Annotated in this window: 20 protein-coding genes and 1 pseudogene; 10 read left to right on the forward strand and 11 right to left on the reverse strand. The window is 71.4% G+C overall.

The features are described 5' to 3' along the window. Positions 1-2: 2 nt before the first annotated feature. The 3 genes from ACWGJ5_RS22210 to ACWGJ5_RS22220 are packed head-to-tail and all read left to right on the forward strand — an operon-like array spanning position 3 to position 5,625. On the forward strand, positions 3-644 hold the full coding sequence (locus ACWGJ5_RS22210; protein ID WP_453311401.1) for a hypothetical protein: 642 nt from the start codon (positions 3-5) through the stop codon (positions 642-644). Next, on the forward strand, positions 644-5,344 hold the full coding sequence (locus ACWGJ5_RS22215) for a putative T7SS-secreted protein (RefSeq protein ID WP_453311402.1): 4,701 nt from the start codon (positions 644-646) through the stop codon (positions 5,342-5,344). The genes ACWGJ5_RS22210 and ACWGJ5_RS22215 overlap by 1 nt, the downstream gene beginning before the upstream one ends. After that, positions 5,344-5,625, forward strand: a complete 282-nt coding sequence (locus ACWGJ5_RS22220; RefSeq protein ID WP_453311403.1) for a hypothetical protein — start codon at positions 5,344-5,346, stop codon at positions 5,623-5,625. The genes ACWGJ5_RS22215 and ACWGJ5_RS22220 overlap by 1 nt, the downstream gene beginning before the upstream one ends. Positions 5,626-5,782: 157 nt before the next feature. Here ACWGJ5_RS22220 and ACWGJ5_RS22225 read toward each other — a convergent pair whose 3' ends face one another. From ACWGJ5_RS22225 to ACWGJ5_RS22235, 3 genes are all read right to left on the reverse strand, one after another. Further along, positions 5,783-5,953, reverse strand: a complete 171-nt coding sequence (locus ACWGJ5_RS22225; RefSeq protein ID WP_453311404.1) for a hydrophobic protein — start codon at positions 5,951-5,953, stop codon at positions 5,783-5,785. Between the two features lie 42 nt (positions 5,954-5,995). Continuing rightward, positions 5,996-6,817 (reverse strand): methyltransferase domain-containing protein, encoded by an 822-nt coding sequence (locus ACWGJ5_RS22230; protein WP_453311405.1) that lies wholly within the window; start codon positions 6,815-6,817, stop codon positions 5,996-5,998. Positions 6,818-6,932: 115 nt separating this feature from the next. Beyond that, complete coding sequence (locus ACWGJ5_RS22235) at positions 6,933-8,441, reverse strand: phosphatase PAP2 family protein (RefSeq protein WP_453311406.1); 1,509 nt, start codon at positions 8,439-8,441, stop codon at positions 6,933-6,935. 81 nt (positions 8,442-8,522) lie between these two features. On the opposite strand from ACWGJ5_RS22235, the gene ACWGJ5_RS22240 reads away from it, so the two are divergent. Together ACWGJ5_RS22240 and ACWGJ5_RS22245 are read left to right on the forward strand one after the other, a co-directional pair. Beyond that, the gene (locus ACWGJ5_RS22240) at positions 8,523-9,179 is read left to right on the forward strand and encodes a histidine phosphatase family protein (RefSeq protein WP_453311407.1); all 657 of its coding nucleotides are present in this window, start codon (positions 8,523-8,525) and stop codon (positions 9,177-9,179) included. A gap of 113 nt (positions 9,180-9,292) precedes the next feature. After that, complete coding sequence (locus tag ACWGJ5_RS22245) at positions 9,293-10,912, forward strand: ABC-F family ATP-binding cassette domain-containing protein (RefSeq protein ID WP_453311408.1); 1,620 nt, start codon at positions 9,293-9,295, stop codon at positions 10,910-10,912. A gap of 52 nt (positions 10,913-10,964) precedes the next feature. On the opposite strand, the pseudogene ACWGJ5_RS22250 reads toward ACWGJ5_RS22245, so the two are convergent. Next, positions 10,965-11,270: pseudogene (locus ACWGJ5_RS22250) on the reverse strand (hypothetical protein); the annotation flags it as partial. Positions 11,271-11,461: 191 nt separating this feature from the next. Between ACWGJ5_RS22250 and ACWGJ5_RS22255 the strand changes: the two are divergent. Next, entirely contained in the window at positions 11,462-11,719 is a 258-nt protein-coding gene (locus tag ACWGJ5_RS22255; RefSeq protein ID WP_228620719.1) for a DUF6158 family protein, read from the forward strand. Between the two features lie 91 nt (positions 11,720-11,810). On the opposite strand, the gene ACWGJ5_RS22260 is transcribed toward ACWGJ5_RS22255, so the two are convergent. The 3 genes from ACWGJ5_RS22260 to ACWGJ5_RS22270 form a co-directional block, all read right to left on the reverse strand. Continuing rightward, the gene (locus tag ACWGJ5_RS22260; RefSeq protein WP_453311409.1) at positions 11,811-12,353 is read right to left on the reverse strand and encodes a type 1 glutamine amidotransferase domain-containing protein; all 543 of its coding nucleotides are present in this window, start codon (positions 12,351-12,353) and stop codon (positions 11,811-11,813) included. 251 nt (positions 12,354-12,604) lie between these two features. Beyond that, positions 12,605-12,982 carry a DUF2795 domain-containing protein gene (locus ACWGJ5_RS22265; RefSeq protein WP_453311410.1) on the reverse strand — a complete coding sequence of 126 codons (378 nt, stop codon included), beginning with the start codon at positions 12,980-12,982 and terminating at the stop codon, positions 12,605-12,607. Between the two features lie 16 nt (positions 12,983-12,998). Next, a complete protein-coding gene (locus ACWGJ5_RS22270; protein WP_453311411.1) occupies positions 12,999-14,795 on the reverse strand; it encodes a thiamine pyrophosphate-requiring protein in 1,797 nt (598 codons plus the stop codon). 1,127 nt (positions 14,796-15,922) lie between these two features. On the opposite strand from ACWGJ5_RS22270, the gene ACWGJ5_RS22275 reads away from it, so the two are divergent. From ACWGJ5_RS22275 to ACWGJ5_RS22285, 3 genes are all read left to right on the forward strand, one after another. After that, complete coding sequence (locus ACWGJ5_RS22275; RefSeq protein ID WP_453311412.1) at positions 15,923-16,081, forward strand: hypothetical protein; 159 nt, start codon at positions 15,923-15,925, stop codon at positions 16,079-16,081. A 261-nt stretch (positions 16,082-16,342) separates the two neighbouring features. Continuing rightward, a complete protein-coding gene (locus ACWGJ5_RS22280) occupies positions 16,343-17,599 on the forward strand; it encodes an aminotransferase class I/II-fold pyridoxal phosphate-dependent enzyme (protein WP_453311413.1) in 1,257 nt (418 codons plus the stop codon). Next, positions 17,596-18,762 carry an MBL fold metallo-hydrolase gene (locus ACWGJ5_RS22285; protein WP_453311414.1) on the forward strand — a complete coding sequence of 389 codons (1,167 nt, stop codon included), beginning with the start codon at positions 17,596-17,598 and terminating at the stop codon, positions 18,760-18,762. Before ACWGJ5_RS22280 ends, ACWGJ5_RS22285 begins: the two co-directional genes overlap by 4 nt. A 50-nt stretch (positions 18,763-18,812) precedes the next feature. Here ACWGJ5_RS22285 and ACWGJ5_RS22290 read toward each other — a convergent pair whose 3' ends face one another. Both ACWGJ5_RS22290 and ACWGJ5_RS22295 read right to left on the reverse strand, forming a co-directional pair. Continuing rightward, positions 18,813-19,430 (reverse strand): DedA family protein, encoded by a 618-nt coding sequence (locus tag ACWGJ5_RS22290; protein ID WP_453311415.1) that lies wholly within the window; start codon positions 19,428-19,430, stop codon positions 18,813-18,815. A 14-nt stretch (positions 19,431-19,444) separates the two neighbouring features. Beyond that, positions 19,445-20,218, reverse strand: a complete 774-nt coding sequence (locus tag ACWGJ5_RS22295; RefSeq protein WP_453311509.1) for an MBL fold metallo-hydrolase — start codon at positions 20,216-20,218, stop codon at positions 19,445-19,447. An 85-nt stretch (positions 20,219-20,303) separates the two neighbouring features. Between ACWGJ5_RS22295 and ACWGJ5_RS22300 the strand changes: the two genes are divergently transcribed. Continuing rightward, complete coding sequence (locus ACWGJ5_RS22300; protein ID WP_453311416.1) at positions 20,304-20,741, forward strand: hypothetical protein; 438 nt, start codon at positions 20,304-20,306, stop codon at positions 20,739-20,741. A gap of 41 nt (positions 20,742-20,782) precedes the next feature. On the opposite strand, the gene ACWGJ5_RS22305 is transcribed toward ACWGJ5_RS22300, so the two are convergent. Both ACWGJ5_RS22305 and ACWGJ5_RS22310 read right to left on the reverse strand, forming a co-directional pair. After that, the gene (locus ACWGJ5_RS22305) at positions 20,783-21,175 is read right to left on the reverse strand and encodes a hypothetical protein (RefSeq protein WP_453311417.1); all 393 of its coding nucleotides are present in this window, start codon (positions 21,173-21,175) and stop codon (positions 20,783-20,785) included. After that, positions 21,175-23,520 (reverse strand): DUF4132 domain-containing protein, encoded by a 2,346-nt coding sequence (locus ACWGJ5_RS22310; protein ID WP_453311418.1) that lies wholly within the window; start codon positions 23,518-23,520, stop codon positions 21,175-21,177. Before ACWGJ5_RS22310 ends, ACWGJ5_RS22305 begins: the two co-directional genes overlap by 1 nt. Positions 23,521-23,723 lie beyond the last annotated feature (203 nt).

Consider the following 23,723-nt stretch of genomic DNA (forward strand, 5'->3'; position numbering starts at 1 on the left):
GGATGGTCAGTTCCGACGGCGGGGCGAGTGCGGGTGGGGCTCCCGATCTGCGGGTCATCGGGCTGGCCCTGATCGCCGACGGGATCGACAGGGCCCTCGGCGAGTTGGGGAAGCTGGGGCTCGTCGACGACGCGGGCCGGTCGGGCACGGGGCGCGGTTTCACCGACCTGGAGGTGGACGGTATGACCATCGGCGACGAGGCCGTCGGCGCCGTCTTCCACTCGTTCTGCGAGCGCTGGGAATGGGGCGTGAGAGCCCTGATCGACGAGGGAAACGCGTTCGCGGCAGCGGTCGGCCTAGCGGCGGGGACGATGTATCAGACGGACCAGACCGTGAAGAACTCGCTCAAGGTCGGCCTGAACTCCCTGACGGGCAACCCCTACGCCTCCGAGCAGCAGATCGACCAGGAGAGCTGGGGCCAGCTGGCCACGCCCGGCTGGCTGCATCCGGACTACAGCGAGAAGTCCTTCCAGGACGGTCTGGCCGTCTCGGAACAGACGCTCAAGGGAATGGGACGTGACCTGGCGACTGCGGAGACGGTGCCGGGCGTGGAGGTTGCGCCGACCCTCGCAGGGATGGACCAGGACCAGTACAACGCCGCGGTGGACGCAACGTTCGGCCCGCAGCAGGAGGGGCAGGGCTGATGTCGGGCTTGGGCAAGTTGGGCGGCGAGCTCCTGAGCGGGGGCAAGAGCCTCTACGACCACGCCAAGCGGGTGACGGGGGAGGTGGTCGACGAGGGAGCCGACCTCACCGGCGACGCGCTCGACGAGGTCGGTGCGCACGGCGCGGCGCAGAAGGTGCGGCACGGTGGCGACCGGGTGGCCTCCTATCTCGGTGCGCACGTCGCCGAACGGCAGTTGGGGCCCGATGTCGAACCGGCCGATCTGATCCACGGCAAGCCGTCGACGATCCGTGAGAAGGCCAAGCACCTGGTGGTGTTCGCCATGGCCTTCGAAGAAGTCGGCGTGGGCATGAAGGCTGTCGACTCGGACGGCTGGAAGGGAAAGGCCGCGGACGCCTTCCGTGAGAAGTTCGCCCTGCATCCCACCAAGTGGCTGCAGGCCGCAGCGGCCTGCCAGAAGGCGGCCACGGCACTGAACGGCCTGGCCGACACCGTCGAATGGGCCCAGGGACAGGCGCGGGAAGCGATCCGCCTCTACAAGCAGGGCAAGACCGCCTCCGATGCGCACCGCAAGCAGGTCGACTCGTACAACGGCAAGGTGGAACAGGGCAGCGACGACCCCGGGCCGCGTCCTTCGGAGCAGGACCCCGGCGAGCATGCGATGCAGGAGGCGCAGGGCCTCCTCGACGCGGCCCGGCGGCAGCGGAACAAGATCGCCGGGGAGACGGAGACCAAGCTGAGGGCTGCGCTGCAGCACGCCCCGAAGGAGCCGTCGGCCGTCCAGCAGCTGAAGCTGGACGGCATGGACGTGCTGGCGTCCGACTCCATCGACGCGGCGCATTTCTTCGGCGGCCTCGTCAAGGGGACGGCGGGCATCGTGAACTTCTTCCGCGGCCTCGACCCCCTGGACCCCTACAACCTGACGCATCCGGCCGCCTTCCTGCAGAACAAGGTGCAGCTGCTCGGAGGAGTGGTCAGCATGGCCACGCATCCCGAACGCGCCCTTGACTCGGCCTGGAAGTCGTTCTCGTCGGACCCGGCCAACTTCTTCGGGGAACTGGCTCCCCAGGCCGTCCTGGCCGTGGCGACGGACGGGGCGGGAGCGGTCGCGGACGAGGGAGTGCTCGCCGCCGACGGCGCGGAGGCGGCGGCCGGAGAGGCTGAGATGGCACCAGGGGCGGCCGAGAGCCACGCTCCAGGGGATGTGGAGTCCGGGGGCACCGACCCGGTCAACCTGGCCACGGGCAAGATGTTCCTGGACCAGACCGACGTGTCGCTGCCCGGTGCGCTGGAGTTCGCCTTCAAGCGTCGGGTGGAGTCGGGCTACGCGTACGGGCGCTGGTTCGGCCCTTCTTGGGCCAGCACCGTCGATCAGCGACTGGACATCACCTCCGCGGGCATCACCTTCCTGCACGAGGACGGGATGCGGCTCTTCTATCCGCATCCGGCACCCGGCCTGCCCGTCATGCCGGCACACGGCCCGCGCTGGCCCTTGAGCCGCGAGGCGGACGGCTACACCGTCACCGACCCGCAGACGGGGCAGGTGTGGCGCTTCGCGGAGCGGGACGAGAACCTGGCCGCGCTGGTGCAGATCGACGACAGCAAGGGCAACTGGGTCACCTTCGAGTACGACGAGGCGGGACTTCCCTCGGCCATCGTCCACAGCGGCGGGTACCGCCTGCGGATCGACAGTGCCGACGGGCTGGTCACCGGTGTGCACCTGGTCGGTGGGGCAGCGGACGGAACCGATCTCCAGCTGATCCGGTACGGGTATGCGCAGGGGAACCTCACCGAGGTCACGAATTCGTCCGGGCTGCCTCTCAGGTTCGGTTACGACGAGGCGCGCCGAGTCGTCTCATGGACGGACACCAATGGGCACGCCTATGAGTACGCGTACGACGACAGGGACCGGTGCATCGCGCAGGGCAGTACCGAAGGGCACATGGGGCTCCGGCTGTCCTACGGTGAAAGGGATCCGGAAACCGGGCTGCGGACCACGACGGCGGTCAATGGCGAGGGCGCCGTACGTCAGTACTTCGTCAACGACCGGTACCAGGTTGTCGCCATCGTGGACCCGGCCGGACACACCAGGCGCTTCACCCGCGACCGGTTCAACCGCCTGCTGTCCGAGACCGACGCCGTCGGCCGCACGACGTCCTACCGGTACGACGACCTGGGGAACCTGACGGAGATCATCCGCCCGGACGGTAGGCGAACGACACTCTCCTACGACGCCCGCGGACTGCTCACCCGTGTGGTGCGCCCTGACGGGAGCACGGTCCGTCAGGAATTCGACGACCGCGGGAATCGGACATCGGTAGCCGATTCAAGCGGCGGCGAGACCTCTTTCACGTACGATGGGTCCGGGTGTTTGTCCGCGCTGCGTGACCAGTACGGACGCGTGACCCGGATACGGTGTGATGCCGCCGGCCTGCCCGTCGAGGTGCGTGACCATGCGGGCAGGGTCATGCGATACGAGCGAGATGCGCTCGGCCGCGTCGTGTCTATTACGGATCCCTTGGGCGCGATCGGGAAAATGGAATGGTCCGTAGAGGGGAAAATCACTCGCCGATTGAATCCGGACGGGTCCGAGGAAACGTGGACCTATGACGGCGAGGGCAACTGCCTTGCGCACACCGACACGATCGGCGGAGTCACCCGTTTCGAGCACGCACAGTTCGATCTGCTGACCGCGCGCGTCGAGCCCGACGGTTCTCGTTACGAGTTCGAGTACGACAAAGAACTCCGTCTGACCGGGGTGACCAACCCCCATGGGCAGACCTGGACGTATGAATACGACGTGGTCGGGCGCCTGGCCACGGAAACCGACTTCGGTGGCCGAGTCAATCGATATTCGTACAACGCGGCCGGTGAACTGGTCTCCCGCACGAACGCACTCGGCCAGGTCGTCACCTTCGAACACAACGAGCTGGGACAGGTCGTACGCAAGGACGTCGACGGGGAGGCGATGGCGTACACCTACGACTTCACCGACCAGATCGCCCAGGCGGAAAATTCTCACACGAAACTGACCCTGTTGCGCGACCGGCACGGACTCCTGGTGTCCGAGCGGGTCAACGGTCGGGAAGTGGCTTATCAGTACGATGAGTTCGGGAAACTGAGCCGGCGCACGACGCCGTCGGGTGCCGAAAGTTCCTGGGAATACGATTCTGCGGGGAATCCCTGCCGGCTGACGGCTGACGGCCGTGGCATCGCGTTGGAATACGACCAGGTCGGCCGCGAAATCAGTCGCCGGTTCGGCGAGACCTTGAGCATCTCTCGGTCGTTCGATGCGATGAGCCGGCTGATCTCCCAGACGGTGGACCATGCGCGTGGGCGTATCCAGTCGAGGACCTACGAGTACCGTGCGGACGGCAGCCTGACCGAGGTCGCCGACCAGCTGAACGGCGTTCGGCGCTATGAACTCGATCCGGCGGGCAGGACGACTCGGGTCAGTGGGGACGGGTGGGCGGAGTCCTACGCGTACGACAGGCTCGGCAACCAGGTGGCGGCCGACTGGCCTGCGCGGCAGTTCGGCGACGAGGGGTGCGGCGACCGCGCCCACCGGGGCGCCGACCTCGTGCGCGCCGGCCGGATCCGCTACGAGCACGACGCCGCCGGACGCGTGGTACTCCGCCAGAAGACGCGCCTCTCCCGCAAGCCGGACACATGGCGATACAGCTGGGACGCGGAGGACCGGCTCACCCAGGTCAGTACGCCGGACGGCACGGTTTGGCGATACCGGTACGACGCCCTGGGCCGGCGCGTCAGCAAGCAGCGCATCGCCGCGAACGGCACCGACGTACTGGAGCAGGTGGAGTTCAGCTGGGACGGTGTCTCCCTCTGCGAGCAGACGACCAGCTGGGGGAACCCGGGCGACTCGGTGACGCTGACATGGCACCTCAACGGTGCTGAAGCGGTTGCCCAGAGCGAGCGCAAGACCGTGTCCGGCGCTTCACAGGAGGAGACGGACGCCCGGTTCTTCGCCATGGTGTCCGATCTCTCCGGGTCGCCCTGTGAACTGGTCGACGAGTCCGGAGAAATAGCCTGGCGCGCTCGGTCCACGAACTGGGGGAAACTGTCCTGGTCGGTGGAGAGCCGCGCGTACACACCCCTCCGTTTCCCGGGGCAGTATTTCGACTCCGAGACCGGCCTGAATTACAATTACCTGAGGTATTACGATCCCGACGTGGGCAGGTACATCAGTCTGGACCCGCTGGGGCTCGCTCCGGCGGCCAATCCCGTCGGATATGTGGATCGACCTGCTGTTTCTTGTGACCCCCTCGGGCTTGCACCTCAGAAGTCACCCCTCCCGGCCAAGCCGTACGATACTCCCAACTTTCCCGATCAGGCGAAGCTGTTCAACCCCGAGGGCGGGAACACGAACTGCACCTTCGTCGCCGACGCATTCGAACGGTATATGCGCGGGGAGGGGATTCACCCCGTACCGGGAGACATGGGAGGACTGCAGTCCCTGGAGCGCCTGGAGAATGTGTACGGATCGAGCTTCGAGAAAACCAGTTTCGCCAAAATGATCAAGCATGTCCAGAACGCCGGAGACGGCGCTCGAGGTATCGTGGCGGCGCGCCCCGGAAAGGGTATGCCGGGCCATGTGTTCAACATAATAAACCAACAGGGCAGAGTGGTCTTCATTGACATGCAGACGGGATTCGTCGACCCTGCCTACTTCAAGATGTTCAAGCTGATGAGGACAAACTGATGTACACGATGGAACAGGCGGAGCGCATCGCGGCGGATTACCTCCGGCAGATCTCTGCCGACTGGGACAACGAGGTCGCCCTATTTGAGGATGATGAATGCAGGGCGAAGAAAGGTGACTTCTTCTACTTTGCCTTCCAGTCGGCGAAATATATTGCCACCGATGACGACAAGTACTTCCTTTACGGACCCTGTCAGATTTCGGTGCACAGTGTGACCGGCGAATGCCGACTGCTGAGTGTCCAGGAATCGCTCGCGGTCGATCCGTTCAACGCGCGGTAGCCGGCCGGCCAAGGTCCGAGTCCGGGCCCTGGCCGGCCTGTCACCTCGTGGACGGGGTGGCGGGTACGGCTGGTTGGTGAATCGTCGGGCTTGTCGGCGCCGTAGGGGCTGGCCCAGATCTCGACCGTGCGGTTCCTGTACGTCGCCCTGGCTCACGTCACCACCGGTACCAGCGGCTCCTGCCGCCACCGGCGGTGGTGCTGCGGACCAGGAATCCCAACAGCCAGATCACCAGCACTATCAGTGCGATCCACCAGAGAATCTTCACCGCGAACCCGACACCGAATAGGAGCAGCGCCAGAAGCAGTACCAGCAGGATGGGAACCATAATGTGTACCTCCTGCGATCCGGGTTTCCCGAAAGTCGTGGATCAGGCTTCTTTACGGCACAGAATTTCGCCGTGCAGGACCGCGAACCAGCCGTCCTCCCGCCGGCCCCATTCCCGCCACGCGTCGGCGACGGCCCGCAGTTGTCCCTCCGTCGCGTGACCGCCCTGCGTGGCCCGTTCCGCGTAGGAGGAGGCCAGCGTGCGGTCCGCCCACAGTCCGCTCCACCAGGTCCGCTCCTCGGGCGTGGTGAAGGTCCACGTGCTGGAGGTGGCGGTGATGTCGGTCAGCCCGGCGGCCAGCGCCCACGCCTTCAGCCGGCGCCCGGCGTCGGGCTCGCCGCCGTTGGCCCGGGCCACCCGCTCGTACAGGTCCAGCCAGCTCTCCAGGCCCGGCGCCGCCGGATACCACGTCATCGCCCCGTAGTCCCCGTCGCGTACGGCGATGAACCCGCCCGGCTTCGTCACCCGGTGCATCTCCCGCAGCGCCTGCACCGGGTCGCCGACGTGCTGCAGCACCTGGTGGGCGTGGACGACGCAGAAGGTGTCGTCCGGGTGGTCCAGGGCGTGCACGTCGGCGACCGCGAAGTCCACGTTGGTCAGGCCGCGCCCGGCTGCGGTGGCCCGGGCCTGCTCCAGGATGCCGGGCGCGTGGTCGACGCCGGTGACGTGGCCGTCCGGGACCCGCTCCGCCAGGTCGGCGGTGATGGTGCCGGGCCCGCAGCCGATGTCCAGGATCTTCATGTGGGGCTTCAGGGAGCCGAGCAGATAGGCCGCGGAGTTCTCGGCGGTCCGCCAGGTGTGCGACCGCAGTACCGACTCGTGGTGCCCGTGCGTGTAGACGGCGGTCTCCTGCGCTTTCGGCATGGCTGTTCCCCTTCTTCACCCTCGTCTCCGCTGGTACGCACCACCGTACGCGCGCATGTCGAATAATGAGACCAACGTTTCACATTCTGGACCCCATGTGGATCCTGGCTGTCCGTCAAGAAGCAGCGGACAGCGGGCGGTAGACCGTCAGCGCCTCCGGCAGCTTCTCCAACGTCACCTCGCCCGACACGGCCGTCACCTCACCGTCGTACGCCATCGGGGTGCCCGGCGTGATGCCGGTCAGCCTCAGCCGGTTCACCTGGACCGCCGCGTGGGCGGGGGAGCGGGTCAGCGGACCCGCGGCAGCGGCCGCCAGCAGCCGCAGCGCGGGCCGGCGGCTGCCGTGCACCACCCGCACGTCCAGCAGCCCGTCCGCGAGATCGGTACGGCGGCCGGGCGCGAGCCCCATCCGGTGGTAGACGCCGTTGCCGACGAACAGCAGCCACAGCGGCCGCCGTTCACCGCGCAGCTCGACCTCCAGCGGATGCCGGTCCGCGCGCAGCACCCGCAACGCGCCCAGCAGCCCGGCGGGCCACCCGCCGATCCGGTGCGACCAGCGGTCCCGCACGCGCACCAGCTCCGGATAGACGCCCAGACTCAGCGTGTTCAGGAACAGGCCCTCGCCGTCGCCGGTGACATAGCGGACCGCGTCCACCCGCACCGCCTCGCCGCGCCGGACCGCACCTGCCAGATCGCGCTCGTCCTCCACGCCCAGGTCGAGGGCGAAGTGGTTGAGGGTGCCGCCCGGCAGCACCGCGAGCGGCAGCCCGTGCCCGAGCGCGATCCTCGCGGCCGCGTTCACCGTGCCGTCGCCGCCGCACACGCCGAGCACCCGCGCACGGGCCGCCGCCTTCGCCAGTTCGTCGCCGACCTCCTCCGGCGCGCACTCGACGATCTCCGCCTGCGGCAGCGCGGCGTGCAGCGCACGGGCCCGGTCGGCCGTTCCCGAGGCCCGGTTGGCGACCACCACCAGACCGTCGCCCTCGGGCAGCGCCGGCGCCGGGGCGTGCGACCGGGACCGCCGCCGCACCTGGGCGCGGGTCGGCATCAGCCGTCGTACCAGGAAGGCCGCGCCCGCGCCGAGGGCCGCCCCGGCCAGCACGTCGCTCGGGAAGTGCACGCCCGTGTACACCCGGGAGGCCGCCACCGAGAACGCCACCGGCGCCAGCGCCGCGCCCCACGCCGAGGACTCCAGCGCGACGCCGGTAGCGAACGCTGCGGCCGAAGCGGAGTGCCCGGACGGGAACGACGTGGTGATCGGCTGCCGCTTGAGCTGCCGCACCAGCGGCACCGGGTCCAGTACCGGCCGGGCCCGGCGCACCGAGCGCTTGCCGATCGTGTTGATGGCCAGCGAGGCCACGCTGAGGGAGGCCAGGCCCCGGGCGGCCGCCCGGCGGGCCCTCGGGGTGCGGCTCGCGGCCATCGCGGCTGCCGTCGCGAACCACAGCACGCCGTGGTTCGCGCCGCGGCTGAGGCGGGGCAGCACCCGCTCGGCGCCGGGCCAGTGCCAGGCGGCGGCCGCCTCGAACAGCCGGCCGTCCAGCTCCAGCAGCCGGCACAGCGTCTTCCGGCCGGCCGAGCGGGCGGTCAGGTCCAGGTCAGTCAGGTCCAGGTCCGGGCTCATGGGGTCCGGTTACCCTGAAGTGCTCGTTTCTTGTGCCTGTCTGCGCCGGGCACCCGCCGGCGTGTGAGGAGATTCCCCCGGATGCGCCTCCTGCTCGTCCGCCACGCCGAGACCCCGTCCAACGTGCACCGTCTGCTGGACACCGACGTGCCGGGACCGGCGCTGACCCCGCTGGGCGAGGCGCAGGCCGCCGCACTGCCCGAGGCGCTCGCCGGCGAGGACATCGAGGCCGTCTACGCCTCCACACTGCTGCGCACCCGGCTCACCGCCGCTGCGCTGGCCGCCGCCCGGGGTCTGGAGGTGATCGTCCGCGACGGCATCCGCGAGGTGTCCGCCGGCGACCTGGAGATGCTGCCCGGCGAGTCCGCCGGGGGCCGGGAGTACATGCGCACGATCTTCGCCTGGGCGGCCGGGGACACCGCGCCGCGCATCCCCGGCGGGGAGAGCGGCGAGGAGGCCCTGGCCCGGTACGACGCCGTGGTCGCCGAGGCCGGCGCGAGCGGCGCCGGCACGGTCGCCATGGTCAGCCACGGCGCCGCGATCCGCCTGTGGACCTCCGCCCGTGCCCACAACGTCGACGTCCCCTTCGCCGCCGCCCGCCCCCTGGGCAACACCGGCGTGGTCGTCCTGGAGGGCTCCCCGGCCGACGGCTGGAAGGCCCTCTCCTGGGAGGGCGCCACGGTGGCACCCGCGGGGGAGGCGGGGCCGACGGGGGAGCCGGTGGACACGGCGGGATAGCCGTTCGGACATGCCCGTCGGGCCGGCGCGCGGTGTCCTCGTGCGGCCGGCGCGGTGTCCGCGCCCGATAAGCGTTTGCCGTCGTCCCGGGCCGCCCCGGAGAATGCCTCCCCATGGGACATCTGGAAGCCGCGCACCTCGAGTACCACCTCCCCGACGGGAGGACCCTGCTCGGGGACGTGTCCTTCCGCGTCGGGGAAGGCGCCGCCGTCGCCCTGGTCGGCCCGAACGGCGCCGGCAAGACGACACTGCTCCGGCTGGTCTCCGGCGAGCTCAAGCCGCACGCCGGCACCGTCACCGTCAGCGGCGGCCTCGGCGTGATGCGCCAGTTCGTGGGCTCCGTGCGGGACGACACGACCGTACGGGACCTGCTCGTGTCCGTCGCCCCGCCCCGCATCCGCGAGGCGGCCGAGGCGGTCGACGAGGCCGAGCACGGCATCATGACGGTCGACGACGAGGCCGCCCAGCTGGCCTACGCGCAGGCCCTCGCCGACTGGGCCGAGGCGCGCGGCTACGAGGCCGAGACCCTGTGGGACATGTGCACCACCGCGGCCCTCGGCATGCCCTACGAGCGCGCCCAGTGGCGCCAGGTGAGCACCCTCTCCGGCGGCGAGCAGAAACGCCTCGTGCTGGAGGCGCTGCTGCGCGGCACCGACGAGGTGCTGCTGCTGGACGAGCCGGACAACTACCTCGACGTGCCCGGCAAGCGATGGCTGGAGGAGCAGCTCAGGGAGACCCGCAAGACCGTCCTTTTCGTCTCCCACGACCGTGAACTCCTCGCCCGCGCCGCCGAGAAGATCGTCTCCGTGGAGCCCGGCCCGGCCGGAGCCGACGCCTGGGTGCACGGCGGCGGGTTCGCCACCTATCACGAGGCCCGACGTGAACGCTTCGCCCGCTTCGAGGAGTTGCGCCGCCGCTGGGACGAGAAGCACGCCCAGCTGAAGAAGCTGGTCCTGAACCTCCGTCAGGCCGCCGCCGTCAGCCATGAGCTGGCCTCCCGGTACGCCGCCGCCCAGACCCGCCTGCGCAAGTTCGAGGAGGCCGGCCCGCCGCCGGAGCCGCCGCGCGAGCAGGACATCACCATGCGCCTGAAGGGCGGCCGCACCGGCATCCGGGCCGTCACCTGCAAGGGGCTCGAACTGTCCGGCCTCATGCGGCCGTTCGACCTGGAGGTCTTCTACGGCGAACGGGTCGCCGTCCTCGGCTCCAACGGCTCCGGCAAGTCGCACTTCCTGCGCCTCCTCGCCGGCGAGGACGTCGCGCACACGGGGGAGTGGAAGCTCGGCGCGCGCGTCGTACCCGGGCACTTCGCGCAGACCCACGCGCACCCCGAACTCCACGGCCGAACGCTGCTCGACATCCTGTGGAAGGAGCACTCCCAGGACCGCGGCGCCGCCATGTCCCGGCTGCGCCGCTACGAGCTGACCCAGCAGGCCGAGCAGCCCTTCGACCGGCTCTCCGGCGGCCAGCAGGCCCGCTTCCAGATCCTGCTGCTGGAGCTGGCGGGCGCCACCGCGCTGCTCCTGGACGAGCCCACCGACAACCTCGACCTGGAGTCGGCCGAGGCCCTCCAGGAGGGCCTGGAGGCCTTCGAGGGCACGGTGCTCGCGGTCACCCACGACCGGTGGTTCGCCCGGTCCTTCGACCGTTACCTGGTCTTCGGCGCCGACGGCCGCGTCCGCGAGACGCCGGAACCGGTCTGGGACGAACGCCGCGTGGAGCGCGTCCGCTAGGGGGATCCGGACCAGGGCGGATACGGCCCCCGCGCCCCCTACGGGCGATTGGTCACCTCCAGCGCAGCAGCGCGCCCATGCCGCCCGGAGCGACCTCCTCACCCGTGCCCCCCAGCACCGGGGGCAGCGACACCGCCGGCGCGTCTGTCACCACTGCCGCACGCACCAGCGCGTCGTCGGCGCGGGCCGGCCACGACTGCCGCTCGCCGAGGTTCCTCAGCTCGTCGCGGCGGGCCGCCAGCTGGTCCGGGTCCTCGCCGATCCACACCTCGCGCTGCGTGTCGGGCGCGTCCGGCCGGATCAGCAGTTCGGCCAGCCGGTGCTCGCGCGCCACCTCGATCAGCTGCGGCAAGCCCTGGGTGATGACGGCGTTGCTGCTGGTCCTCCGCGTGGACAGAGGTGTCGATGTATGCAGAGGCCCAGGACCCCGGATGTTCGTAGAGTGGATTCAAGAACCCGAGCTCGCCGGAAACTCCTCGGGGGCAGTGCCTGCCGGGCGGGTACCCGGGCCGGGACCCAAGGACACGGATACGACGAGCGGGGCACCACATGACCGGAGTCGAGCCCAGCCGATTGGACGACCAGCAGCTCATGAAGGAGCTGGAGACGATCCACCGCACGCGCCACGACACCCTCCTGTACGGCTCGAACGACGCGCTGCGGACCCATAACGAGCGCATGGCGCAGCTGGAGGGCGAGTATCTGCGCCGCAACCCGCGCCGCCTCGTCAGCGCGGGCCGCACCCGCGAGGGAGCCCGGGACCGGCGGTGCGGCGAGGCGGTGACTCCGGAGGCGTCCGGCACCTGAGCGGCCGGACCGGCCCAGGGCCGGCACACGAGAAGGGCCGGCCCGTGCGGGGCCGGCCCTCACGGTCGGGCCTGCACGGTCGGGCGGCGGCTCAGCCGGCCTCGCCGGCGAACACGTGCAGAAACGCGTCGCAGAACGCCTTCAGATCGTCCGGCTTACGGCTGGTCACCAGCTGGTTGGAGCCGTGGTCGCAGATCTTCACCTGCTCGTCCACCCAGGTGCCGCCCGCGTTGCGGATGTCCGTGCGCAGACTCGGCCAGGACGTCAGCACCCGGCCCCGTACGACGTCCGCCTCCACCAGCGTCCACGGTGCGTGACAGATCGCGGCGACCGGACGGCCCTGGTCGAAGAAGTCCTTCACGAACGCCACGGCCTTGTCGTCCATCCGCAGGAAATCCGGGTTGGCCACCCCGCCGGGCAGTACGAGACCGCCGAACGACCCCGCCGACGACTCGCCCACCACCTCGTCCACGTCGAAAGTGTCCGCCTTGTCGAGATGGTCGAACGCCTGGATCTTCCCCGGCTTCGTGGACACCAGCACCGGCTCGTGCCCGGCGTCCGAGGCCGCCTTCCACGGCTCGGTCAGCTCGACCTGCTCCACACCCTGGGGCGCCGCGAGAAACGCGATGCGCATGACTCCTCACTCACCTTCCGTGCATTCTCCTGCGCTGCCCTCCGGGTGCGCCGCCGGGCCGCCCGCCGCAGCACAGCAGTTCCTCGCCGTACGGCAGCACCACGCACAGCCCGATCGCGACGCCGATCCCGGTCAGACAGCCGGGCGACAGCGGGCGCCGGCGCCTTCGCAGCGTCCAGGCGTTCTTCCCCTCCCCCGCTCCGCACCAACGACCGCGGCACCCTTCGCGATATCGGTCGCCCGGTCTTTGCTCATGCGCCCCCCGTCACCGCCTCGGCGAGTTGCTGGACGTTCTCGTAGCGCGCCGAGTGGGGCAGGGCGGCCACCGCGTCGCCCAGTGCGGCCGGCGCGTTGTGCCGGCGCAGCATCCGGGCCAGGTCACGGGCGGTCGCCGGGAACGAGCCCCGGCTCAGGGTGCGGGCCAGCTCCGACCGCACCCGCTCCAGCGACGCCGGCGAGCCCAGGCCGCCCACAGGTCCGCTCCACACCTCGGGGTCGTCGTCCGCGGCCGGTTCCGGATCGTGCCACTCCTCCACGCGCGTCGGATGGCCGGACCTCAGCAGCCCCTTCAGCTCGTGTTTCATCTCGTCGTCCCGGTGGACGTTCAGCCGGTCACTGCCTCGCTGCATGGCAACCTCCAGAGGGCTAGCCCTTGTCCCTGCCGGGCAGGAACTCCTGCATCTTCGCCTTGAAGCCCTGCTTGACCACCGACCCGCGGTCGGCATCCCCCTTCAGGATCGACGCCGCCGTCGACTCCATCTGCTCCCAGGTCGCGTGCGGCGGGATCGGCGGCACGGCGGGATCGGTGAGGAACTCGATCACGCACGGCCCGTCGGCCTCCACAGCCGCACGCCAGCCCGCCTCCACGTCCTCCGGCTTCTCCACCCGGACGCCGGTCAGACCCAGCGAGCGGGCGAACGCCGCGTACTGCACGTCCGGGATCGCTTGCGACGGCAGGAACGACGGTGCACCTTCCATGGCGCGCATCTCCCAGGTCACCTGGTTCAGGTCCTGGTTGTTCCACACGCCCACCACCAGCCGCGGATCCGACCAGCGGTCCCGGTACTTCGCCGCCGTGATCATCTCCGCCAGGCCGTTCATCTGCATCGCGCCATCGCCGACCAGCGCGAACACCGGCCGGTCCGGATGGGCGAACTTCGCGCCGATCGCGTACGGCACGCCCGGCCCCATCGTCGCCAGCGTCCCGGACAGCGAACCGCGCATGCCCGGCCGCATCGTGATGTGCCGCGCGTACCAGTTGGCGACCGAACCGGAGTCGGAGGTGAGGATCGCGTTCTCCGGCAGCAGCGGATCCAGCGCCCGGGCCACGTACTCGGGATTGATCGGATCGGCCGACAGGCCGGCCCGCCGCTCCATCGTCTCGTGCCAGCGCCGTACGTTCGCGCACACCGTGTCGTACCACTCGCGCCCGCCCCGGTCGCTGTTCAGCAGCGGGATCAGCCGGCGCAGCGTCGCCTGCGCGTCACCGACGAGGTTCACCTCGTACGGGTAGCGCATTCCGATCATGTGCGGGTCGATCTCGATCTGCACACCGCGCGCCTTGCCGAAGTCCGGCATGAACTGCGTGTAGGGGAACGACGACCCGATCGTCAGCAGGGTGTCGCAGTCCCGCATCAGCTCGTACGACGGCCGGCTGCCCAGCAGTCCGATCGGCCCGGTGACGTACGGCAGTTCATCGCTGAGGACGTCCTTGCCGAGCAGGGCCTTGGCCACACCAGCGCCGAGCAGCTCGGCGATCTCCTGCACCTCCGCGACCGCGCCGGCCGCGCCCTGGCCCGCCAGGATCGCCACCTTGCCGCCCGCGTTCAGCACGTCCGCCGCCCGGCGCAGCGCCTCGTCCGTCGGGGTCATGGTGTAGTCGCTCATGCCCATGCTGGAGGGCACCATCTTGAACTCGTGCGTCGGCGGGGAGTAGTCCAGCTCCTGCACGTCACCGGGGATGATCAGCGCGGTCGGGCAGCGGCGGGCGTAGGCGGTGCGGATCGCCCGGTCCAGCACGTTCGGCAGCTGCTCGGGCACCGTCACCGTCTCCACGAAGTCCGAGGCGACGTCCTTGTACAGCGTGTGCAGATCGACTTCCTGCTGGTAGGAGCCGCCCATCGCGGTCCGGTCGGTCTGCCCGACGATCGCCAGCACCGGCACGTGGTCGAGCTTGGCGTCGTACAGACCGTTGAGCAGATGGATGGCGCCGGGCCCCGACGTCGCCGCGCACACTCCGATACGGCCGCTGAACTTCGCGTATCCGACCGCCTCGAACGCGGACATCTCCTCGTGCCGGGACTGGATGAAGCGCGGCCGGTCCTCGGCCCGGCCCCAGGCGGCGAGCAGCCCGTTGATGCCGTCGCCCGGATAGCCGAAGACCTGTTCCACGCCCCAGGCGCGCAGGCGCTCGAGGATCTGGTCGGCGACCTTGGTGCTCATGAAGGACCTCCTCGGTGCGGTGAGTACGAAGCGGACGATCCGGTCTGCGCATACCGAGTCACCTGCACGGGGGACGGAAAACCTCTCCGGGCACGGACACGGGACGCTCGGGGTGGCCGGTGCGGGCGGCGGAGCCGGAAGACCGCGGTGGGCCGCTGTTTGTCACCCGGCCGGGCGTGCCCGTCCCGCGAATGGGGTCCGGCCGCGCGCGCCGCGTCGCCGGGCGGGCTGTCATGGCAGCGAGGGCACGCCCTGTGCCCCGTACCCGAGACGCCGTGGGGGCAGCGCCCCTGCACCGCCCTGCCGGTGCCCGACGAAGTGCGTACCGGCGTCCGGCGTACCACCACCGCCGACCGATCCGCCGTGTCCGCCGAGGAGCCCGTCCCATGCGCCGCACCGCCCGTGCCCTGTCCGTCGCCTTCGCCGCCGGGGCCGTGCTAGCCCTGGCCGGGCCCGCCGCCTCCGCCGCCGACGCGGTCCCGGACACTCCGTCCCCGACCCTCACCACCGCTCCGATGGGCGCTCCGTTCCCGACCCTCGCCGCCGCCCCGACCGGCGCTCCGTTCCCGACCCTCACCACCGCTCCGATGGGCGCTCCGTTCCCGACCCTCGCCGCCGCCCCGACCGGCGCTCCGTTCCCGACCCTCGTCACCGCTCCGACCGGCGCTCCGTTCCCGCCCCTCAGCACCGCTCCGATGAGCACACCGTTCCCGACCCTCACCACCGCTCCGATGGGCGTCCCCGACCCGTACGGCACCCCCTGCCACAGCCCGGAGACCTGCCCGAGCCCCAGCGGTGCGGGGTGCAAGCCGGGGGAGGCGTGCCCGAGTGGTGTGGGTGCGAGTTGTAAGCCGGGGGAGGCGTGCCCGAGCAGTGCGGGCTCGGCGTGCAAGCCGGGGGAGGCGTGCCCGAGTGGTGCCGGTTCGGGTTGTAAACCGGGGGAGGCCTGCTCGGGAGGTACGGGGTGCAAGCCGGGGGAGGTCTGCTCGGGAGGTACGGGGTGCAAGCCGGGGGAGGCCTGCTCGGACGGTACGGCGGGTGACCGCCGCGACTGCCCCGTCGCCGGGGCCTGCGCCGACGACGGTCACCGGTGCACGCAGGGCCACGACGATTGCGACCCGCCCACCGTGCAGCACGGAGTCGAGGCGGGCGCGGGAGGCAGTTTCACCGACTCGGTCCCGGCCCTCGCCGCCGGCGCCGCCCTCATGGCCGCGGCCTGCGGCGGAGCAGGCTACCGGCTGTACGGTCGCTGGCGCGCCGCGGGAGTCCGGTCCACGGACGAATGACCGGGGCGAGACCCGTCACCCCCATGGAGTGCCGCCCGGCGGGTACACACCCTCCCGAGGACACCGGCAGGCGGCCCCCACACACCGCAGGCGACAAGGCAGGCCACGAACGCACCCACCCCACGCTCCCACCCCCACGCCCCACAAAGCTCCCACCACCCACGCCCCATAAAAAAGCAGCCCACGACGACACAGTCCGCCGGTCCCGGCCACCCGGCCCGGACCGGCGGCACACGGCACCAGGACCGCGCGGAGGCGGACATGCGGCGGACGGACCCCGAGGGCCACGGCCCGGTCCGCTACGGCCCGCCCCTGCCCGGCGACGGCCTCCCCGTGCTCCCCGAACTCATGGCCGTGCTCGCCGCGGCGGCAAGCCGTGCCGACGCCCAGCCCGTCGGCGGCGCCCCCGCCCTCCTCGAAGCGGCCTGCGGCTACTGGACCCGGCGCGGACTGCCCACCGTCCCCGACCAGGTGGCCGCCGGACCCGGCGCCCCGGCCCTGCTGCTCGCCCTCACCGCCGCGCTCGCCGGAGACGGCGCCGACGTCCTCGTACCGCGCCCCTGCGCCGCCTGGTGGGCGCCGTACGCGCGAGTGCTCGGCCGGCCCGCCTACCACGTGCCCACCCCCGCCGAGAGCGGCGGCGTCCCCGATCCCTACGCGCTGCTGGAGACCGTCCGCCGGGTCCGCGCCGAGGGCGGTGACCCGCGGCTGCTCGTCCTGTCCGTCGCCGACGACCCGACCGCCACCGTCGCCCCTCCGGAACTGCTGCACGAGACCGTCGAGGCCGCCACCGCCGAAGGACTGCACCTGGTCAGCGACGAGACCTGGCGCGACACCCTGCACCACCCCCACGACACCGTGCTGCTCAGCCCCGCCGAGATGCTGCCCGACCGGGTCACCGTCGTCACCGACCTCGCCGGATCCCTGCTGCCGGCCGGCTGGCCCGCCGCGGTCGCCCGATTCCCGGCCACGGGACCCGGCCGGCAGCTCCACGCGCGCGTGCTCGACATCCTCACCGGGCTCGGCGCCCACATCGCGGCACCCGTCGCCGCCGCGGCCGGCTACGCCCTCGACGAACCACCGCCCGTCACCGAGCGCCGCGAGGCCGCCGTACGGCTGCACGCGCGCGTGGCCGCCGCCGTGCACGCCGCCCTCGTCGCCGCCGGCGCGCTCGTCCGCCCCCCGCAGGCCGGCCGCCACCTGTACGCCGACCTCGGCCCGCTGCGCGAACCCCTCGCCGATCAAGGCGTGAGCGACGCACAGGAGTTGGAGGACCTTCTCACCGTTCGGCTCGGCATGCCCGCACCCGGCGGCCACCGCTTCGGCGACGACCTCGGGGCGCTGCGCGTACGACTCGCCACGGGCCCCCTGCTGGGCGGCGACGACGAGGAACGCGCGGAATGCCTCACCTCACCCGTGCCGTTGGAACTGCCACATGTGCAACGCGCGTTGATCTTCTTGACGTCGGTCCTCGACGATCTCCGCGACGACGCTCAGCGATGGGAGCCTCCTCGATGACGCAGCAGACGCACGATCCCGAGACGTATGAGCCCGAGACGCACGAGCCCGGATCGGCCACGACGACCACCACGGCAACGACGACCACAACGGCAACGACGACCACCACTACGACGACGGCAACGGCGACGGCGACCGCACTGACCGCACCGACTCGCGCCACCGGTACGCCGACCCCCCTGGCACCCCCGTTCCCGCCGCTGGCCGAGCCCCGCCCCCTCGGCGAACACCGCGTGTGGCCACGCACCTTCCACGACCGGCTCACCGCCCCCCTGCCGGGCCTCAAGGCCCTCGCCCGCTTCGCCCGTGAAGGTGCCGTACGCCCCGGCGCCGAAGGCCTCACATCCGTCCCCCGGCTGCCCTGCGCCCCCGCCCCGCTGCCCCGCGTCGACACCCGCACCCTCGCCGTCACCTGGGCCGGACACGCCAGCTGGGTCGTGCGGATCGGCGGCCTGACGGTGCTCACCGACCCCGTATGGTCCCGCCGCATCCTCGGCACCCCGGCCCGTATCACCCCCGTCGGCGTCCCCTGGGACAGCCTGCCCCGCGTCGACGCCGTCGTCATCAGCCACAACCACTACGACCACCTCGACGCCCCCACCCTGCGCCAACTCCCGCGGGACACCCCGGTGTTCGTGCCGGCCGGCCTCGGCCGCTGGTTCCGTCGCCGCCGCTTCACCTGCGTCACCGAGCTGGACTGGTGGGAGGGCGCCGAACTGTCCGGTGTCCGCTTCGACTTCGTCCCCGCCCACCACTGGTCCAAGCGCACCCTCACCGACACCTGCCACAGCCTCTGGGGCGGCTGGGTGCTCACCGACGCCGACGGACAGCGGCTCCACTTCGCCGGAGACACCGGCTACGGCCACTGGTTCTCCCGCATCGGCCGCCGCTACCCCGGCATCGACCTCGTCCTCATGCCCATCGGCGCCTACGACCCCCGCTGGTGGCTCAGCGACGTCCACTGCGACCCCGAGGAGGCCGTACAGGCGACCTTGGACCTGGGTGCGCGCCGGATGGCTCCCATGCACTGGGGCACCTTCATCCTCTCGGCCGAGCCGGTCCTGGAGCCGCTCGGGCGGGTGCGGGCGGCCTGGGAGAAAGCGGGGCTGGAACGGGAAGACCTGTGGGATCTGCCGGTCGGGGCATCGAAGGTGCTGGACTGAAGCGCCCGCAAACGCACCCGCGGCCCGAACCCGACCGCACTGGAACGGTGCTACCGGAACCGCCGCACCACACCGGGCATCGCGCTGATCAGAACGGTCAGCGCGACCGCCACCACAACCCCCTCCCACGGCTGCTCGAACAACGACCCACCCAGAACACCGATGACCTCATACGTGGCCGCCCAGGCCAGACACGCGGGCAGATTCCCCCGCGTGAATCGCCTCGACGGCCAGTCAGCCATCAGGCAAGCCAACATCACCGGTATGCGCCCCGCAGGAACAAGCCGGGACAGCACCAGCACGGCAACCCCATGCTCGGCCAACTTCTCCCTGGCCGACGCCAGCCGCGCGTCCGGCGCCCGCGACCGTATCGCCTCCAGCCACCGCGACCCGTTGCGCGACCGCATCCCGCGCCGCCCCAGCCAGTACAGCGCCGCATCCCCCAGGAACGCCGCCAGTGACGCCGTCACGAACACCAGCGCCAGCGAGAACGGCGCCGTCTGATGGAACGCCACCACCGCGGCCGAACTCACCAGCGCCCCGGTCGGCACCACCGGTACCAGCGCCCCGATCAGCACCAGCAGGAACAGCGACGGATACCCGATCGCCTGCTGCGTCGACTCCGGCGGCACGGTCGACGTGGTGGACGCGGCGGCCAGTACCGCCACCGAGGCCGCCCACCTCACCGCGCGACCTCCAGCCGCACACTCTCGCCGTGCCCCAGCTTGTGCACCGCCACCCCAGGCGCCGCAGCAGCCGCCAGCCGCACGAACTCGTCGCCCGGCGCATGGAACTCGTGCGGGCGCACCGCGTCCATCCCGATCGGCCAGTACGTGCCGTGGTGCACCGGCACCGCCACCCGCGGCGCCAGCCGCGCCAGCGCCCGCGCCGCCCGTCCCGCGTCCAGATGCCCCTCACCGAGATACGGCCCCCAGCCGCCCACCGGCAGCAGCGCCACGTCCACCGGCCCGACCCGCTCGGCCATCGCGTCGAACAGCCCGGTGTCCCCGGCGAAGTACGTCCGCGCCTCCCCCTCCACGACATAGCCGAGCGCGGGCGAGCGGTGCGGGCCCACCGGCAGCCGCCGCCCGTCGTGCAGCGCCGGCACCACCCGTACCAGCAGCTCACCGATCCGCACCACGTCCCCGGGCACCACCTCCACGACCCGCAGCCGGCGCAGCCGGCGCAGACCGGGCACGGCGCGTGGTGCGCCCCGGGGCACGAGCAGGCGCGTGCCCGGGGCGAGCTCCGCCAGCGAGGGCAGATGCAGATGGTCGGCGTGCAGATGCGAGACCAGCGCCACGTCCGCCCGCCGGGCCTCGGCCGGCGGCACGGCACCCCGGCGCCGCCGCAGATGCGCGAGTCGGCGGGCGAACAGAGGATCGGTCAGCACGCGTATGTTCGCGTCCTGGACCGTGCAGGTCGCGTGACCCCACCAGGTGATCTCCACCGGCACCCTCTTCGCCTCCTTCACGCGACTCCCCGAAGCCTACGGGCAGGAGTAGGGTCTGCGGCGAAACCCGGAGGTGAGGGGGGACGCCATGGGACAGCTGCGGGGTACCTCCGACACGCCCGCGCCCGCGCCGGTGCGGGTCATCGCGATCGCCAGCCTGACCCCGCTGGAGGAACTGGAAGCGGACCCCTTCCTCGTCGACTCCCGCAGCCAGCACGCCATGTGCGCCCGCTGGGCCGCCGAACGCGGGTACGTCATCGGCCGGGAACTCCTCGTCGGCGGACTGCGCTTCGACCACGGCGCGCTGTGGGACGGCGTCCGGCCCGGGGTGGACGTGTTCGTCGCGCCCAGCCTGCGCGTGCTCCGGCGCGCTCTGTCCTCGGTCGAGGCGTTCACCGCCGAGTGCGCGCGCCGGGGCGTGCGTGTGGAGACCGTCGGGCGGGCCGAGCCGTCGTACGACGCGCAGATGAAAGCCCGCGTGCACCGCCGGCTGTCCATGCCGACGGCCGGCTACGACGGCCGCTAGGGTCCACTGGATTCCGCCGGGTTCAGCGCGCTGCCGGCCCTTCAGCCGCCGACGAGGGCGACGAGCTTGATGAAGACCAGCCCGGGATCGACGGTGAGATCCACGACCTCGTCGAGATCCTCGACCTGGCGATCGCCGGCCAGCACGAAGAACCCGTTGGCGAGGAAGGCGCGCTCGGCGATCTCGGCCTGCCGCTCCCAGTCGATGCGGCGGGGCTCGCGCAGTCGGTAGCCGTTCAGCTCGGTCTCGGCGTCGGCGGGGCGCACGAGGCCGTTGAACCGAGTGCCGGGACGGGCGTTGTACCGGGCGACCTCCTCCTGGACCCGGAGTCCGATCAGCTCCCGTACGGTCATCCGGTCCGGCAGCCCGGCGACCTCCCACTCACCGAGCGGCCTGCCCGTCGCGGTCTCGTCCCGGAACGTCACTGTGGCCATCAGGCACCTCGCTCGATCTGCGTGAGAATGGTCCGGTCGGTGATCCTCGTGTCGGCGGCGAGCAGGAACGCCTTGCTGAGGATCAGGGAGAGCCGGTCGTCCTCGAACGGCAGGAACACCGTGCCGTCCTTCGGCGGCCGTGCCGGGACGATGCACAGGTAGCTGTCGTCGGGCTCCATCAGGATGTTGGCCGAGCCCAGGTGGATTCTGTAGGTGCGCAGATCGCCGCGAACGGTCAGGAAGCGGCCGTCGAGCGTGCACCGGTCGGCGATCTTCAGGCGGGGCAGGATGCGTTCCAGGGCGTCGCGGCGCGCCTCGGCGCTCTCCGTGAGCGCGCCGAAGGAAGCCCGCTCCCAGTAGGTGCGCCCGGGGCCGCCGTCGGTCCAGTCGGGGTCGGCGGCGATCGAGGTCACGCCGACGAAGAGATCCACGTCCCGCATCGCCTCGCTGAACACCAGCGGGGGCACGTCGGCGAGCGGGGCCTCCCGCCAGGCGCCCGCCTCCAGGCGGTCGAAGCGCACCTGGTCGGTCGAGGCGAGTTCCTCGTCCCCCGCCCAGTCGGCCCAGCTGTGGAAGAAGCGGACCCGCCACTGCCCGCCCCCGAGGGTGCGCTCCGCCTCGTCGCCGTCCCCGCCGTCCCACGGGCCGAGCAGGTCGCTCTTCCATCCCCGCGCCCGGAACAGGGCGAACATCCTGCGGTAGCGGACCAGGTGGGCGGCGAAACGGTTGGAGTAGACGCGGGTCTGCTCCTCGGCCGGCGTCAGGAGGTAGATCTCGCGGAACGCCTGCTTGAAGGGCTGCCGTATGCGCTGCTCGGTGAGCAGGTCACGCCAGGCCCGTACGGCGTGCGGTTCGGAGCGCAGCGGGTGCCACAGCCGTACGGAGGCGTCGTCGGGCGCGTGGGGAAGGCGCTCCTGCGTCTCGGGCAGCACGGCGTGCCACTCGCCGGGTGCGACCTCGATCTCCCAGATCAGCCGCCGCACCAGGGTCCCGGCGAGAGGATGCCCGGCCAGTTCGGTGCGCCACCAGCCGTACGGATGAACGGCGTCGACGGTGCAGCCGCCCTCCAACGCGCGTACGAGGGTGACGAGTTGGGCGTTCACCCGCTTCACCAGGTCGCGCACTTCCTTGACCAGGGCGCTGTGGTCGCGGCGGACCGGAGCCGGGAGGCTGCGCAGCGGGCGGCCGTCCTTCTCCCAGGTCAGCGTGGCGGACTCGGCGACCGTGATGACGGCCTGGTAGTCGCCGGCCGCACGGCGCAGGACGCCGACCGCCGCGGAGCCGCCGGTGGGTGCGGTCTCGAAGCCCAGTCCCGGCAGCCGCAGCGCCACGTCGGTGCGTTCCGCCAGGGCCGTGTCTACCTTCTTGAGCATCTTGTCGAGCTGCTTGGGCACCCCGACGTGCCGGACGGTCCGGCGCACTGTGCGGATCGCGGTCACCAACTCGGGCGTCGGGAAGTCCTGCGCGGCGCGGACCACCTCGTACAGCAGGGCCTGCGAGGGGAGCGTCTTCGCCGCGGTCGGGGCGAGGGAGATGCCGGGCAGCAGCCGCTCGAACAGCTCCGGCAGCCAGGGCTCGTCGCGCAGCAGTGCCACCCGCAGGGCCTGGCCGAGCGTGGTGATCTCCCGGTCCGTGAACGCCTTGTCCGCCCGGTAGGGGATCTCGCCGCGCCGGATGGCGTCGGTGCGGTCGGCCGCCGTCTCCAGCGCACGGCGCGTGAACGCCGCATAGGCGGGGTTGTCCGCCGATCCGCGCCACGCGTGCGCGACGGGCGACATGAACCGGTGGTCCCGGTCGATCCCGGACAGCAGCGTCTGTTCGGCCGAGGGCAGCCCCGCGACGACGGCGATCTCGTCCGCGACGATGGGGCCCACGTCGTGCGAGAGCCGCTCCACGGCCGTGCGCAGCGTGCCGTCGCCGCCGAGCCGCGCGATCGCGAGGAGCGCGTACGGCTGCCGCGCGGTGTCCTTCTCCAGCCAGAACGCCACCAGGGCGCGGGCCTGTTCGGAGACGTCGGGCAGCGGCCCGGTGCAGTGCTCCAGCGCGTCCAGGGCCTGGTTCAGGTTCGCCCACCCGCGGTCCTCGTACTGCTCGACGAGTACCTCGAACATGCGCCGGCACGCGTCGGGCGTATAGAGCGGCCGCCGTTCCCGGGCCGCGTCCTCGACCGCGAAGCGGACCGCGGCCATCCCCCGCGGGGCCGTGGCGTCCACTCCGTAGGCGGCCACCAGCAGGCTGCCGAGCTCCTCGTCGGAGACCTGCGACAGATCCGGGCGCGTGTCCCCGTCCTCGGGGCTGAACTCCGGGTCGGTCAGCGCGCACATCAGCCGTGCCGCGAGATCCATCAGGCACCCCTCTTGATCTGCTCGTGCCCCATGGCCCGCCGGAACCCTGGCCGCTGACGCCCCGGCAGGTCGCCGGGACGTTGGACACAGTGACGGGCGGCGGATCGCGCGCCGTCGGGCGGGGCGTTCCAGCGGGATGCGGTCATCGAGGCGTCGTAGGGCATGCCGGGATGATGGCAGGGGGGTCTGACAACGCGATCAGC

Source organism: Streptomyces sp. NPDC054783 (assembly GCF_053611725.1).

Bases quoted from the DNA above. Each gene is read 5' to 3' on its own strand.
- ACWGJ5_RS22285 (WP_453311414.1), top strand. From the start codon at position 17,596: ATGACGCAGCAGACGCACGATCCCGAGACGTATGAGCCCGAGACGCAC.
- ACWGJ5_RS22265 (WP_453311410.1), bottom strand. From the start codon at position 12,982: ATGCAGCGAGGCAGTGACCGGCTGAACGTCCACCGGGACGACGAGATG.
- ACWGJ5_RS22305 (WP_453311417.1), bottom strand. From the start codon at position 21,175: ATGGCCACAGTGACGTTCCGGGACGAGACCGCGACGGGCAGGCCGCTC.
- ACWGJ5_RS22245 (WP_453311408.1), top strand. From the start codon at position 9,293: ATGGGACATCTGGAAGCCGCGCACCTCGAGTACCACCTCCCCGACGGG.
- ACWGJ5_RS22310 (WP_453311418.1), bottom strand. From the start codon at position 23,520: ATGGATCTCGCGGCACGGCTGATGTGCGCGCTGACCGACCCGGAGTTC.
- ACWGJ5_RS22230 (WP_453311405.1), bottom strand. From the start codon at position 6,817: ATGCCGAAAGCGCAGGAGACCGCCGTCTACACGCACGGGCACCACGAG.
- ACWGJ5_RS22270 (WP_453311411.1), bottom strand. From the start codon at position 14,795: ATGAGCACCAAGGTCGCCGACCAGATCCTCGAGCGCCTGCGCGCCTGG.
- ACWGJ5_RS22300 (WP_453311416.1), top strand. From the start codon at position 20,304: ATGGGACAGCTGCGGGGTACCTCCGACACGCCCGCGCCCGCGCCGGTG.
- ACWGJ5_RS22235 (WP_453311406.1), bottom strand. From the start codon at position 8,441: ATGAGCCCGGACCTGGACCTGACTGACCTGGACCTGACCGCCCGCTCG.
- ACWGJ5_RS22215 (WP_453311402.1), top strand. From the start codon at position 644: ATGTCGGGCTTGGGCAAGTTGGGCGGCGAGCTCCTGAGCGGGGGCAAG.
- ACWGJ5_RS22210 (WP_453311401.1), top strand. From the start codon at position 3: ATGGTCAGTTCCGACGGCGGGGCGAGTGCGGGTGGGGCTCCCGATCTG.
- ACWGJ5_RS22240 (WP_453311407.1), top strand. From the start codon at position 8,523: ATGCGCCTCCTGCTCGTCCGCCACGCCGAGACCCCGTCCAACGTGCAC.
- ACWGJ5_RS22280 (WP_453311413.1), top strand. From the start codon at position 16,343: ATGCGGCGGACGGACCCCGAGGGCCACGGCCCGGTCCGCTACGGCCCG.
- ACWGJ5_RS22220 (WP_453311403.1), top strand. From the start codon at position 5,344: ATGTACACGATGGAACAGGCGGAGCGCATCGCGGCGGATTACCTCCGG.
- ACWGJ5_RS22255 (WP_228620719.1), top strand. From the start codon at position 11,462: ATGACCGGAGTCGAGCCCAGCCGATTGGACGACCAGCAGCTCATGAAG.
- ACWGJ5_RS22260 (WP_453311409.1), bottom strand. From the start codon at position 12,353: ATGCGCATCGCGTTTCTCGCGGCGCCCCAGGGTGTGGAGCAGGTCGAG.
- ACWGJ5_RS22225 (WP_453311404.1), bottom strand. From the start codon at position 5,953: ATGGTTCCCATCCTGCTGGTACTGCTTCTGGCGCTGCTCCTATTCGGT.